This is a genomic window from Haloferax sp. ATB1 (assembly GCF_000730175.1).
Genome location: NZ_JPES01000025.1, coordinates 15,720 through 28,238, shown reverse-complemented (window position 1 = coordinate 28,238; position 12,519 = coordinate 15,720). Strand labels below are relative to the sequence as shown.

The window sequence follows — 12,519 nt, the reverse complement described above, 5'->3', positions numbered from 1 at the left end:
GGAATGTCCGAGGCTCTGACCCGTCCGTCGCTGAACCTTCCAGTTCCACAGACTAATAGACGGATACCGCACCGCTGAGTAGCTTAAAGTCAGGATCAATCGCGAGAGTGAGCGGTTTCCTGTCCCGTGTCGTGGGTCCCGACACAGGACGTTATTTTGGGTAATAGAGGAGAAAAACACATTAATACCGATACCGATGAACCTACTTGATATGGACTATCATGAGGCGGTCGACTATCTAGAGAGTCTAGATTGCTCTCGCCCGAAGCTCGGGACGGAGACGACCGCTAAGATGCTTTCCGGCCTCGGCAATCCACATGAGGGAGTCAACTGCGTTCAGATAGCGGGATCAAACGGGAAGGGGAGTACAGCGGTAATGCTCGAACGCGTACTGCGAGAAGCGGGTCACGATGTCGGGTTGTACACCTCACCGGACCTGAACGGTTTTCGTGAGCGGATCCGGGTCAACGGGCGGAAAATCCCAAAATCACACGTCCGATCGTTCGCTAAGGAGATCAAACCGTGCATCGCCCAGCTACGCGAGGACGGTGACTGCCCTACGTACTTCGAGATTCTGACCGTCCTCGCGTTGCAGCATTTTAGTAGCGAAGACGTCGACGTTGCAGTCCTCGAAGTCGGAATCGGCGGGCGGCATGACGCGACGAGTGTCGTCGACCCGGTGGCGAGTGCCGTCACGAACGTCAGTCTCGAACACACCGACGTCCTTGGCGAGACGGTCGAAGAGATCGCCAGCGATAAAGCGCAAGTCGCACCGGGCGACTCCCCGCTCGTGACGAGTGCGGACGGCTCCGCACTCGACGCGATCCGAGCCGAAACGCCGGTCGTCACTGTGGGCGACACGGCAGCCGATATCATCACACAGGAGGAGCCAATGATCTCGAACGACGAAACGACCGTTTCGATAATCGGTCCGAACTGGGACGTCACGACGAACCTATCGTTGATCGGTCAACATCAAGCGACCAACGCCGGCGTTGCGGCAATGCTCGCCCGACAAGTGGCGAACGTCGATACTAAGACGATCGAACACGGCCTCCACAACGCTTACTGGCCAGGGAGATTCGAGGTGCTGTCGACGGAGCCATTGGTAATCCTTGATGGTGCGCACAATCCGGCAGCGTGCTCCGCACTAGCTAACCTCGTCAATCGATACGAATTCGATGAGCTACACCTCGTGTTCGGCGCAATGAAAGAGAAGGACCACTCGGAGATGGCGACAATACTCCCTGAATCGGACGTGCTTCACCTCTGTCGACCGGATGTGAGCCGAGCCGCGTCATTCGACACGCTCGCTGGTGCATTCGAGACGAGCTCTCCCCGGATAGAACGGAACGAGACAGTGAAAATAGCGGTCGAACACGCGCTCGAATTGGCCGACGACGACGATTGTGTACTAATCACCGGTTCACTGTACGTCGTCGCCGAGGCACGCAATCGGTGGATTTGATTCCGAATTCCGATATAAACAGGTACGCTCGAAATAAACAAGTAAACTCGGTTGGTGGACTTCAAGCAGCGTCCACGATGAGAAACGTCCGACTGCGACGATGGCGTTCCGCGTCGAGACAGTGACCGAAACGAGGACACTAACGACTATCTCCCGCAGATGACGAACCTGCCGGATGAGTTCACGTCGGAGCAAGTCGCGGCGTTGTACGTGGTGTAGTGGAAAGGAGAAGTACTGTTCCGTGAGTTGAATCGAAGTACGGGTTGGAGAAGTTCCAGACAAGCGACCCAGCAATCGTGAAGCTGTTCGTGGTAGTAGCTCTGCTGACGTGAGCGTTACAGAGCCTTACTGAGCGTGTTTCAGAAGATGTGCCCAGAGATGGTGTTTCAACGAGAATACTGGGCGAAGGTTTTGTGATCTTTCGCTCAACTCATTCTCGAAGACAAAAGTCATCGTACGGCGTCCACTGCCGAACTTAGCGGAATTGGTTTCTCGTGACGCCAGACAACCAGACAGATCTCTTCCATGCCGGACGGTAGGTAGTCGAAGGTCGAGCCGAAGAGACTGGCAATAGGAACATCTTACTGTAGCCAACCGAGGACGAGAGGAGACTGTCTACGAAAGCAGCAGTGAACAACCGGTCGGGGTGGACTATCACCTCCGCACTCGCGAGTCATCACCCATAGTTCACCTCAACATGTGATTAGCTCTGGAACCTTTTGGGAGACTATTGGTCCCAACGATATTCGTAATGTATTTTTTAGTCACTTATTTGGGAGTATCCCCGATTTCGATTATATCGAAGTCATCCGCTCGAACCGAATCTCTGATCCAGAAAGCAGTCTGAGAGGCAGTATATCCCTTCATTTACGAAGTATCTGAAATGTGAGAGCGTCGCCAGTACTTGTGAATATTGTATGACTTTGAACCGGTGATCTGGCCCAGTTTCGTGACCTGGATAGAAGATTACATCCCTATTGTTGTGATTTATTTCGACATCATAGCCGCATATCTCGGAGTTAGTATTTGACACTCGAAGAAGACAGTAGTCTACATGGCATCTCTAATCAGTACAAGTTCTATGAGCAGAGTACCCAACGAACCACTCGTAATGGCTGGTTTCTGGGGTGTTTCTTAATTGTGTTCATAATGCACAACTGCGACTCCGATATTATCGAATGTTTTGAAAGGTGCTGTTGACTAGCACCGCTACAACTCTTGTACTGGGTATGATAGGGAAGACAACTCAACGAGACACTGAAGATGAATGTTCGCGTGGATGACCCGTAGAAGATGGCGATAAGCGAGAAGACATCACACTGAACAAGTCACCGACGTTGCTTCGCAAGTCCTAGGGTTTATCTCACCTACCAGACGACGTATGGATATGAGCCGGAGCCAAACGCTTGAGAGTACAGACCAGACACAAGTCATGGGTATCCTGAATGTCACTCCAGATTCGTTCTCCGACGGTGGTTGCTACACGTCTCTCGAGAGTGCAGTCGAACGCGCACGTAAAATCGATGAAGCAGGTGCCGACATCATCGACATTGGAGGAGAGAGTACTCGACCTGGGGCAGACCCAGTGTCCGTCCAAGAGGAGCAGGAACGGATTCTCCCTATCCTCGAACGGATCACCAGTAATTCTGATATCGACGCGTTGGTTTCGGTCGATACGTACAAGCCGAAAGTTGCTAAGGCGGCCCTTGATGCCGGCGCTGACATAATCAACGACCAGAACGGACTTGAAGATCCCGAGATGCAGTCACTCGTTGCCGGCCGCGAGTGCAGAGCAGTACTTATGGACGCGGTCAATCTACCCGTCGATAACACATACAGCCCGAAAACTGACGATATTGTAGCTGACGTTTGTGAACGTCTGGAACAGCGTGTCGAGCGCGCTCGTGCTGCCGGGGTCTCTGACGACCAGCTCATCCTCGATCCGGGGATTGGCTTCGGAACTGACACAGAAGGCGACCTCGAACTACTCGCACGAACTGATGAGTTTACTGCCCTCAGCTTTCCGGTACTCGTCGGTGCGTCGCGCAAGTCGTTTGCCACGGAGTTCTCCGACTTGCCTTCTAATGAACGAGTTGGGCCGAGTCTCGCTGCGCACCTCGTCGCTGCGAAGGGCGGCGCAGATATCGTACGAGTTCACGATGTTACGGAAACTGTGACTGCGCTCCGGACAGCAGAGGGTCTGTGGAATCGACAACGCAATCAGTAGTATGTCAAACGCTCTGCGTTCCATTTCAGAAGAGCGGGTCAGCGAAGTACTCGCTGATCACGTCTGCGAGTTCTCGATTCGTGCCGGTCGCAAGAACGACATTTATCTTCAATGTACAGAAGTCCACTAAGTGGACGGGAAGCACCTGCCGACTGAGATCGGGGGTATACGACCCGTGACGTGCATTGGGACAAACGATGGACTCCGGCAACGAGCCGGTACCATCACACTTGTTATCTGATCAGGGGGTTGACGGTGGTATCGAGCCCCTCGGATGGGATATTGCGATGCTGAACAAGGTAGCCATCGGAGCAGCGTTCGTTCAGACTACAGATCCGATGGGTCGATTTGAATTCGAATTTCGATATCGTCGGGATCGCGAACGACAAAGCCCTCATCCGTGTCGGTGACTGGGATCTCTGAGGTCATAATACTGAGACGACGGTCCGCTCCTTATTTATGTGCGCCTTGGGATTGAGACGAATCGAAAGACGGGTCATCCTGATCGAACAGCGCATGTTCGACCGAGAGCGCGCCGGGGCCACTCAGTACAAGTGCTGCTGCGATCAGGGTTAACACGAGCGTCAGTTCGATACCATCACTTGCGGCGGGATATCCGTTGGGAAGGTGGTACAAGACAGTTGCGACGATCATGTCGACTGTAATCAGCGCACTTACGACTCGAACAGCCACGCCGACTACCAACAAGAGGCCGCCAACAAGTTCGATAAGGCCGACTCCCCACGCAGTAGCTGTGGGGAACGGAACGCTGAGGCTTGTCAAGAAACCCGCGAAGCCCGAGACCCCCATCGGTTTCGGTCCGATTGCGAACACTTTGCCGACGCCTGCAATAAGTATCGGAACTCCAAGCGCGAGCCGAACAAAGGCTAGACCCCACCGTGTAGCCGTCTCTGATGGCGGTTGTTGTGTCTCGGTCTGCACGACTATTCCTCCAACTTCGACTGGCCGCCGGTCATCCGGATGATCTGCCCCGTCACGCCCTCGTTCGAAAGCAGGTGAAGCACTTCATCAACGATGGCCTCGGGGTCCGTCCACTCCGAGAAATCAGCGTCGGGCATCGCCTCGCGGTTCCCGGGCACGTCGATGAGGAACGGTGCAATTGCGTTGAGACGTGCATCGAGTTCGATATTAAGCGACTCGGTCAGCGTTCGAACTGCGCCCTTACCGACGTCATACGCGAGCGTACCGCCGACGGGGTTGATGCCACGCTCGGAACTGAACAGGACGACACCGCTCTGCTCGTCGAGCTGGTCCGCGAAGGCTTTGACGGTCAGAAACGCTGTCGTCACGTGGCGATTCAGCGCGGCCTGGAAGGCATCGACGTCGGTATCAGTTACGCTTCCCATCGAGAAGCCACCGGCGAGTCCGACGATGTGGTCGATAGGTCCGTGGTCGTCGACGACCGTCTCGGCGAAGGCGTCAACAGCGGCCTGATCAGTTAGATCGACCGGGTAGTACGATACTGCGTCGCCGTTTTCAGCGCGCTTTTCGACTTCATCTCTCGCTGTGTCGGTGACGTAGGTTCCGATAACATTGGCACCACTAGCAACGAGAGAATCCGTCACGTACGGACCCATATTGCCGGTCGCTCCGGTCACGAGCACTGTCGAGTTTTGTAGTTCCATTACATTACCTGGTTTGGTTACAAACCTATTTATATTTCAGGCAACAATAGTGTGACCAAGTAATGGCGACCCAACCACCCGAAGCTGACACTAGTGAAGACACCGAGGTTGAGCGGCGGAATGCGGACGTCTGCAACGTTGTGGGGGCTGTCGAGCAGATGGGAGCAAAGTGGAAGCTCATCGTGCTCAACGACCTGCGGGGCGGTGAAAAGCGGTTCAACGAACTCAAACGCTCAACCGGGGCCAGTTCCTACACGCTCTCGCGTGTACTCGACGACTTGGAAGCGGAGGGGTTGGTCGACAATCACAAGGAGTTCGAATCACCGGTTGCGAGCTATTATGCGCTGACCGAGAAGGGAAGTGCTCTGTGTCCCGTCTTCGAAGCCCTCGACCAATGGGGTGCAGACTGGGCTAACTAGCACAACGATCCCGATACGATACCCAGACAGTCAGTTACGTTCCTGACTCGAATAATCAACCACACATCTGCGCGCACATTGTCGACTCAGTCTACACGTATGACTGGTGAGCACCGCGAGTCTGGACATCCACGAAATGATGCCGTGTCGCGTCACCGACGGCACCGGCAAAAGACCCGTGCTCATCGTCGCCATACACCTCGTCGGCGCCACGGAGCCCGTGTGCCGCGAGTCGGTTCGCTACGTTCGACGGAACTCCGCTGTCACCCTTGATGTCGACAATCACGTGGCGATCGGTGAAGCTCTTGGCGAGGAACGCGTCATCAACGTCGTCGTGGGTTCGGAGTTCGGTTGTCAACTGGCGAAGTTCGGTCGTTCGCTCACTCATCAGCTTCAGGTCCGAACCGGTAGTAAGAATACCTTTGTGCGAACGTCTTCGGGTCACGGGGCTGTTGTACTCGGGTCACAAGTAGATGGCCCCTTAGTGGGAGGTCGATCACCACCCATGAAGACAGCTACAGGGAGTTTGCCGACAACGAATCACTCGCTGGTAAGCAATGGTTCGAAATCGTCCTCCGTCAACCCGCGGCGAACCGGCTCGTGTTCAGCATCGGTCGGCGGTGGCGACGTCACCAACAATACTTCGAGTCTTGAATCTTCGTCAGCTCGTATTCCACGTTTCGTCTCCGCGGGGACAAACACTACGTCACCAGAGGTGACATGGTGGTCAGTCTCACCTTCACGGACGAGCCCGCTTCCAGATCGAACGCTGACGACGAGGTCGCTCGGCGGTGCGTGGACGGGGATAAACTGTCCCGACTCGAAGAAGCCACAGATGACTTTTGTCCGGCCGGTCAGAAACGCTTCGTTGGCAGAAAACCGGGTTGCATTGTACGTCCGGTTCGCATCAAAATCGACACGTGGCATACAGCGGAACTATGACGTGAACACTCGTTCAGCGTTCTCCCGAATACGTTCGGGTGGAACTGTTTGTTCCTCGGCTGTCTACGACTGGATGATGAGCGATGCACCGCCACAGCCAATGACGGGGTCAAAGGCAGCTATTCGAGACGAGAGACCGCACACACTCAGCTCGAAGCGGAACGTCTCGGGTGGTCTCCGATGACAGGAGCGAGCCGAAGTCGGTGGTCGCGGCGATTCATCATCGCGAGTGCCGTGTTTTTCGTCTGCTGGCGACTCGGTGCAACGATCAGCATCACTCATCGTGTTGAGGTCATCCTCGCTCTCTTCGGGTTCGTCTCCCACGTTGTCTTCGGTATGGCCTATCTGTTAGTTCCCTCGTATTTCGGGACGACGCTCTCTACCGACACCATCCCACCAGTCCATTTCGTGGCAGCCACGTTGGGGACTGTGCTACTTGCATTCTCTGCAGGTTCGGCTGGACCGACATTTGGGGAGACTCTTGGGGCACTCGTTTGGGGGAGTGGTGTCGCAGCGTTCGTCGCTGCGCTGTCGTGGTCGGTCCGAAACGAGGTCCGACGCGGGGAAACGGGAACGAGTTCTCACAGGGAGAGCTACGAGTGGGTAGACCAGTATGCAAACCGGTATCTCATCATCCCGTTCGCCTATCTCGCGGTTGGGTCGTACGAATTACTCGCGCGTACGACAATGCTACCAGGGCTCACGGACGGCTATTTTCCACGAATCACACACTTGGTAGCCGCGGGGTTCGCAGTCCTCCTCGTTTTCACGCTCAGCGTTCGTCTCAGCCCTCGGTTCCTCGGTGTTCCGGTATCGAAAAAACTCGCCGCAGTCGTCCTCCCCGCCGGTGCAGTTGGACCGGCATTGGTTGCCGCCGGTCTGGGTGGTGGTCCACTTTTCGTCGCGGGGGCGGTGAGTGAAGCGGTAGCGTTCGTCGGCTTTGCAGCGTTGTATCTCAGTGTGTTCTTCCGGTCAGACCGCCGGCGAGTCGGAACAGAAAGTGTTCTCGCAGGTGTGATTGCTGGTGTTGTGGGTGTTGCTATCGGGCTCACGATGGCCCTTTGGAGCGTACTTGAGATACCTGCGCTTCCTCCGGGGACGCTAGCTGCACACCGTCAGCTCAACCTCCTTGGTTTCCTCAGTCTCGTCATTGTCGGGTTTATCTTCCTGTTTTATCCTCCGTCTGCAGGTCGGTTTCGTGGGGCGAGCGAACGGACTACCCAGCTCATAATCGCTGCACTCCTCGCTGGGCTCGTCCTCTCGGTCCTCGGCCGAATCGCAGGTATGTCTCTTGTAGGTGCTCTCGGAGACGGCGTCGCACTCCTGGGGTCGCTCGGATATGGATATTTACTAGTACGGCTCTTGATCGAGATTGGAGCACGTCACACGTCGTGACCGAAATACCGGTATGATTCCTGTATCTTTGCAAGCGGTTGCGGTGGTGCACACATCTTCAGTCGTTACTATCTCAGAGAGATCGTGATGTGCCACTCGTCGTCTTCGACCTGAGTCGTCTGAAACTCACACCCACGCCGTTTGAGGACATCGTAGAGTGGGACCGGTTCGAAGCTATTGACAAGAAGAAGTGAGTTACCCGCGCTCAACTCACCGATTGCAGACATGATATGGCTGAACGGTTCACCGTCGATATCTCTGACATCGAGTCTTTGCGTCTCACCGGTGGTTTCAGAGGAACCCATACTGACACGTATATCACCAATATCTCTCACTGTTATGCCGATGATGTTCGGACGCCCTGACGGTGTTCAGTATCTGATCGACTGTCGCACCAGTACTCGTCTTCAATTGTCGTCTACGTACGATGAGCGAGCGATAACAGCAAACCCGGTCGGAGAATATACTTTCAAGCACCTGTGCATGGTCAAAGGGAATACAGAGCAACCGAAGCGGGGCGTTTCTCGTTGTTTGAATGCCTGAAACGCCACTTGGACCGAATACAGAAATTTAGTCGAGACTACACCCTGAATCAGTCGGCTCAGGTGTGACCCAGATATCCCGTTCCAGCATAGAGGCCAGTTATCACCCTTTGTCTTTCCCCGGCAATTGGACAACTTGACTACAGAATCCGATGCTCAACCGAGTAACCCAAGCGAGTCAATCTCGTCGCTCACGACCTGAATCGCCTCACGTGCAAACTCCACCTTCTTCGCACCCGTGATGACAATCTTCCCCGATCCAAACATCAAGACCACTACGTTCGGCTCGTCGATCCGATAGACAAGGCCAGGGAATTGCTCGGGTTCGTACTCGACGTTTTCGAGCCCGAGGCCAATCGCAAGTGCATTCAGATTGAGAGTTGTTCCGAGGTCTGCACTCGATACGATGTTCTGCACAGTCGCCTCCACCCGGTCATTGATCGGGATTCCAAGGCTACCGAGTTCTTCGAATACCTGGTCTAATGCACGGTTGACCCCGTCGACGCTACTCGCACCAGTGCACACGATTTTGCCAGACCGGAAAATCAGATTCGCTGCTTTTGGCTCCTGTGTTCGATACACGAGTCCCGGGAAATTATCCGGGTTGTAATCGGCGCCCACAAGGTCCATCGAGAGCGAATCTAACGCCAACTCTTGGCCGATTGCGCACGATGCGACAACGTTCTGAATTTCAAGCGACGCAAGCCGTTTCTCGTGAGACATTGTAATTGAATTTTATATACTACTATTAAATGATAGTGCCAGTCGAGAGCACGACCAGAATAGGATGAAGCGAGTGAAACCGGTCACGGATACAACACAACCCTTGCTCTCATCTCGAACCTTCAACCGGTAGCTTCACACAACGTCTGGTATTGTGTTCGGATCGTTTTGACTGAGGTATCACTCACGGCTGCAACACGCGCTTGGGTAAGCTGCCAGTCACGCTCAGCCGCAGCCGTGTACACACACGCCGCCGCGACTGCATGTGGATTTGCGCCCCGATGAGCCCACTCATCGCTTGATGCCTCAGCCAACGACCGTGCTCGCCGCCAAATCTGGTCCGTCACATCAAGCGCATCCGCCACTCGTGGAACGAACTCGACTGGTGTGACGGGCTTCGCAGGCAGCCCCAACTCTGTATTGAGTGCGTTGTACGCTGACCGCACACGAGAACCAGCGACCCGTGCGAGTGGGACGAGTTCGGCGAGCGTCCGCGAAAGCCCCGAACATCGACAGGCGGCATGGACGCTCGCAGCCGCGACTGCTTCAATCGATCGTCCGGGCAACAGATCCGCCTGCTGAGCGGACCGGAAACACCGGCATGCTTGGTCACGCAAGCTGTTTGGGAGATCAAGCGCACCGACGAGTCGCCGGACTTCGTCTAACCCATGTGCGAGCCGACGTTCACGACTCGACTGGTATCGACTCCGACTGTGCTGGGTGCGGAGCCGGGAGAGCTGCTGTCGTCTCTCACCCGGGATCGGGGCCCCGTTCGCGTCGACGTGTCGGCCGATTTCGGTCGCGAGACCGTGGTCGTGCCGCGTCGGCGTTCGCGGTGCACCCACTCGCTTGCGCTCCTTTCGCTCGAACGACCGCCACTCCGGGCCGCGGTCGATACCATGCCCGTTGATGATGAGTCCACAGGACTCACACCGTCGCTCACCAGCGTCCGTAATGACCTGGCCGCCACACTCCGGACAAGAAGCGTTTCCACAGGATTTCCCGCACGATTCGTCGAACTGTCGCTCGTAGACATCTCGTGTCGCCATCTCGAACACCGCGCGACGCATCTCGCTGCGCCCCGCACCCGTCAGGGGCCAAAAAACGCGGTTGCTGTCTCGAACAAGCAGGCTTCTCTTGGGGGGCGTTAAATGATTGAACCACAACACCAAACAGGCTCGCAAGTGAACTACCGTTGCAGGCTCGACGTGTCACACAAGACGCGCTCTGTTCTGCAACGGGTGCGAAATCGCGTACCAAGCCATCCGCGCCCACCCCTTGATAACTTCCTCGTGGGCCTCGTGCCCACCGAGTTTCGTACACTCGACACTCGAGTTATTGGATATCTGTGAGTCACGGTTTGCGGACTGCGTTAGTAGGTATCCTCACCAATCAAACAGTTAACTGAAACAACAAATGACAGTCTTGTATGAGTAGCTCACCATGGTCTGCGAACTTTGCGACTGAAAAAAGCGAATGTGCAGCCGACGTCCAACGCTTCCTCAAGAAGTACCCGCAGTCGGTCGTCTACGAAGTGATGAGCGAACTACTCTGACGAGAGATGCGCGAGCAGTTTGCTGGTGCGTACGCTGCGTCTCAGCACTCCGACGACTGACGAGTACCTGATAACGAACGAACCCTCACCAACGACTATTCAGACAGGTCACGCCGCCCAGCGTCAATACAGTTCCAACAGGGAAGAGATTCAGATAACTGTTCACACTCGCAGGGCAGGTCCGGTGTGTCGTCATCGGCGCTCGATGTTGCCCCACCATCTGCGACGACGCGCATCTGCACGGCAAGTTCGAGTATTCGTGGGCGAATCGCGACCGCAACCCGGTGTTTACACGGATCGTCACCGCTCGCATCAGCGGGACACGAACACGAATCAGGCACACCATCCCGAATACGAACGCGGTACTCGTGCGCAGTCGGGTCGGCATAGCTCTCGTTGCGAACACGGACATCGCCGCCAAGCAGTTCGAACGCGAACGCCTCGTACTGCGCTCGCTTGAGGACACGCGTAGGTGGATCGAACTCTGGTAGTACAGGAATCATGGTAGCCAGCGCGCAATGCGCGCACCCCTTCGGGCGCATGGAAAGACTGCGCCGGACGGCAGACGGGATTAGATCGCGTCGAGTGTTGAGAGAATCTCTTCGGCCGTCCCGCTAATCCGACCCAGTCGCTCTTGCAGCACGTCCGTCTCGTCGCCCTGCCATGCCGCGAGGTAGAACGCCGACCCACTCGTATCCAAACCGAGGTATCGACCGACGACGTATGCGACGGCCTCTGCTTCGACCTCGCGTTTCGCCCGCTCGGTCGCGTCAGTAATGTCGAAGTGCAGAATCGCGTGGGCGTACTCGTGGATGATCGTCGACGCGAGATCGGCACGGTTCGGCCGGTCCTTCACTTCCACGAGTGGGGTGAGGTCCTGGACGCTCCGCGACTGGCAGACGCCCTTCGCCTCCCCATGTCGCCACTCGTCGGGATCGACGATGCGGATGGTCACGCCGAGGTCCGACGCGATGTGAGTGAGGTCATCGACGAGCGTATCAGGCTCACCGGTCGCCGCCGTATCCAGTTCTGGGAGTGGCTCGCCCTCGGTCTGCGAAATGTCGAAGACGGGTGCGGGCTTGAAGCCCACGAGGCCCTCCGACCACTCTTCGGGCGGCGTCTCGTCGTACTCACACTCGCTGTTTTCGTGATAGCTCGGTGCGTTCCCACACTCGGGGCATTGGGTCGTGATGATCGGCGCCCAAATCCAGATCGCCGACTCGCCTTCCTGGACGTGTCGCTCGAACTCTTCTTGCCACGTCCGGTAGCCAGCAACCTTTGTCGCCTCAGGGCATTGGAGGGTGATGAGGAGTGTGTTGCGGTGAGAGTAGTCGTGGAATCGACTCTGGACGTCCAGCCACGCTTGAAACTGCTCGCTCGCCCGAGCGTCGTCGACGTCGTCAGCGAGATCAGCAAGCCACTGTTCGATCGTACGATGCATCTCATCGTGTCGCGTGTCGGTCTCGTCGAACGACACCGACGGGGAACTCGTTGTTGCCATTGGTTTCAGTTCTGATGCGTCCCTCCAGGACGCGCCGCACCCCTCTGGGGCGCACAAAAAACAGGCGAGACGACCTACTGGTCGGTATCCTCGCACTCGAG

14 protein-coding genes and 1 pseudogene are annotated in these 12,519 nt (G+C 56.1%); 6 read left to right on the top strand and 9 right to left on the bottom strand.

Annotated features, from left to right (window positions below):
* Positions 1–211 precede the first annotated feature (211 nt).
* From ATB1_RS04240 to folP, 3 genes and pseudogenes are all read left to right on the top strand, one after another.
* Positions 212–1,468, top strand: a complete 1,257-nt coding sequence (locus tag ATB1_RS04240) for a folylpolyglutamate synthase/dihydrofolate synthase family protein (protein ID WP_082256267.1) — start codon at positions 212–214, stop codon at positions 1,466–1,468.
* A 45-nt stretch (positions 1,469–1,513) separates the two neighbouring features.
* Positions 1,514–2,042: pseudogene (locus tag ATB1_RS22835) on the top strand (IS4 family transposase); the annotation flags it as partial.
* An 813-nt stretch (positions 2,043–2,855) separates the two neighbouring features.
* The gene (folP, locus tag ATB1_RS04235; protein ID WP_042662414.1) at positions 2,856–3,695 is read left to right on the top strand and encodes a dihydropteroate synthase; all 840 of its coding nucleotides are present in this window, start codon (positions 2,856–2,858) and stop codon (positions 3,693–3,695) included.
* A gap of 453 nt (positions 3,696–4,148) precedes the next feature.
* Here folP and ATB1_RS04230 read toward each other — a convergent pair whose 3' ends face one another.
* Both ATB1_RS04230 and ATB1_RS04225 read right to left on the bottom strand, forming a co-directional pair.
* Positions 4,149–4,637: a DoxX family protein gene (locus ATB1_RS04230; protein ID WP_082256266.1), complete on the bottom strand. Its 489-nt coding sequence runs from the start codon at positions 4,635–4,637 to the stop codon at positions 4,149–4,151.
* A 2-nt stretch (positions 4,638–4,639) separates the two neighbouring features.
* The gene (locus ATB1_RS04225; protein ID WP_042662411.1) at positions 4,640–5,341 is read right to left on the bottom strand and encodes an SDR family NAD(P)-dependent oxidoreductase; all 702 of its coding nucleotides are present in this window, start codon (positions 5,339–5,341) and stop codon (positions 4,640–4,642) included.
* A 62-nt stretch (positions 5,342–5,403) separates the two neighbouring features.
* Here ATB1_RS04225 and ATB1_RS04220 point away from each other — a divergent pair, with 62 nt between their 5' ends.
* A complete protein-coding gene (locus ATB1_RS04220; protein ID WP_042662410.1) occupies positions 5,404–5,760 on the top strand; it encodes a helix-turn-helix domain-containing protein in 357 nt (118 codons plus the stop codon).
* 91 nt (positions 5,761–5,851) lie between these two features.
* Here ATB1_RS04220 and ATB1_RS04215 read toward each other — a convergent pair whose 3' ends face one another.
* A complete protein-coding gene (locus ATB1_RS04215) occupies positions 5,852–6,148 on the bottom strand; it encodes a hypothetical protein (protein WP_042662409.1) in 297 nt (98 codons plus the stop codon).
* A gap of 152 nt (positions 6,149–6,300) precedes the next feature.
* On the bottom strand, positions 6,301–6,687 hold the full coding sequence (locus tag ATB1_RS04210; RefSeq protein WP_042662408.1) for a cupin domain-containing protein: 387 nt from the start codon (positions 6,685–6,687) through the stop codon (positions 6,301–6,303).
* A gap of 195 nt (positions 6,688–6,882) precedes the next feature.
* Between ATB1_RS04210 and ATB1_RS04205 the strand changes: the two genes are divergently transcribed.
* Positions 6,883–8,097, top strand: a complete 1,215-nt coding sequence (locus ATB1_RS04205; RefSeq protein WP_042662407.1) for a hypothetical protein — start codon at positions 6,883–6,885, stop codon at positions 8,095–8,097.
* A 68-nt stretch (positions 8,098–8,165) separates the two neighbouring features.
* Here ATB1_RS04205 and ATB1_RS04200 read toward each other — a convergent pair whose 3' ends face one another.
* The 3 genes from ATB1_RS04200 to ATB1_RS20260 form a co-directional block, all read right to left on the bottom strand.
* On the bottom strand, positions 8,166–8,402 hold the full coding sequence (locus tag ATB1_RS04200) for a DUF2249 domain-containing protein (protein ID WP_042662406.1): 237 nt from the start codon (positions 8,400–8,402) through the stop codon (positions 8,166–8,168).
* 393 nt (positions 8,403–8,795) lie between these two features.
* Complete coding sequence (locus ATB1_RS04195) at positions 8,796–9,362, bottom strand: TATA-box-binding protein (protein ID WP_042662405.1); 567 nt, start codon at positions 9,360–9,362, stop codon at positions 8,796–8,798.
* A 122-nt stretch (positions 9,363–9,484) separates the two neighbouring features.
* The gene (locus ATB1_RS20260) at positions 9,485–10,411 is read right to left on the bottom strand and encodes a transcription initiation factor IIB family protein (protein WP_082256269.1); all 927 of its coding nucleotides are present in this window, start codon (positions 10,409–10,411) and stop codon (positions 9,485–9,487) included.
* A 380-nt stretch (positions 10,412–10,791) separates the two neighbouring features.
* Between ATB1_RS20260 and ATB1_RS23785 the strand changes: the two genes are divergently transcribed.
* Positions 10,792–10,917: a hypothetical protein gene (locus ATB1_RS23785; RefSeq protein WP_277813202.1), complete on the top strand. Its 126-nt coding sequence runs from the start codon at positions 10,792–10,794 to the stop codon at positions 10,915–10,917.
* A 95-nt stretch (positions 10,918–11,012) separates the two neighbouring features.
* Here ATB1_RS23785 and ATB1_RS20255 read toward each other — a convergent pair whose 3' ends face one another.
* Together ATB1_RS20255 and ATB1_RS04190 are read right to left on the bottom strand one after the other, a co-directional pair.
* Entirely contained in the window at positions 11,013–11,420 is a 408-nt protein-coding gene (locus tag ATB1_RS20255) for an SWIM zinc finger family protein (protein ID WP_082256265.1), read from the bottom strand.
* 68 nt (positions 11,421–11,488) lie between these two features.
* Positions 11,489–12,418, bottom strand: a complete 930-nt coding sequence (locus tag ATB1_RS04190; protein WP_042662404.1) for an ArdC-like ssDNA-binding domain-containing protein — start codon at positions 12,416–12,418, stop codon at positions 11,489–11,491.
* Positions 12,419–12,519: the final 101 nt, after the last annotated feature.

Bases quoted from the DNA above. Each gene is read 5' to 3' on its own strand.
- folP (WP_042662414.1), top strand. From the start codon at position 2,856: ATGAGCCGGAGCCAAACGCTTGAGAGTACAGACCAGACACAAGTCATG.
- ATB1_RS04190 (WP_042662404.1), bottom strand. From the start codon at position 12,418: ATGGCAACAACGAGTTCCCCGTCGGTGTCGTTCGACGAGACCGACACG.
- ATB1_RS04215 (WP_042662409.1), bottom strand. From the start codon at position 6,148: ATGAGTGAGCGAACGACCGAACTTCGCCAGTTGACAACCGAACTCCGA.
- ATB1_RS23785 (WP_277813202.1), top strand. From the start codon at position 10,792: ATGAGTAGCTCACCATGGTCTGCGAACTTTGCGACTGAAAAAAGCGAA.
- ATB1_RS04225 (WP_042662411.1), bottom strand. From the start codon at position 5,341: ATGGAACTACAAAACTCGACAGTGCTCGTGACCGGAGCGACCGGCAAT.
- ATB1_RS04240 (WP_082256267.1), top strand. From the start codon at position 212: ATGGACTATCATGAGGCGGTCGACTATCTAGAGAGTCTAGATTGCTCT.
- ATB1_RS04220 (WP_042662410.1), top strand. From the start codon at position 5,404: ATGGCGACCCAACCACCCGAAGCTGACACTAGTGAAGACACCGAGGTT.
- ATB1_RS20260 (WP_082256269.1), bottom strand. From the start codon at position 10,411: ATGGCGACACGAGATGTCTACGAGCGACAGTTCGACGAATCGTGCGGG.
- ATB1_RS04210 (WP_042662408.1), bottom strand. From the start codon at position 6,687: ATGCCACGTGTCGATTTTGATGCGAACCGGACGTACAATGCAACCCGG.
- ATB1_RS04195 (WP_042662405.1), bottom strand. From the start codon at position 9,362: ATGTCTCACGAGAAACGGCTTGCGTCGCTTGAAATTCAGAACGTTGTC.
- ATB1_RS04205 (WP_042662407.1), top strand. From the start codon at position 6,883: ATGACAGGAGCGAGCCGAAGTCGGTGGTCGCGGCGATTCATCATCGCG.
- ATB1_RS04200 (WP_042662406.1), bottom strand. From the start codon at position 8,402: ATGGGTTCCTCTGAAACCACCGGTGAGACGCAAAGACTCGATGTCAGA.
- ATB1_RS20255 (WP_082256265.1), bottom strand. From the start codon at position 11,420: ATGATTCCTGTACTACCAGAGTTCGATCCACCTACGCGTGTCCTCAAG.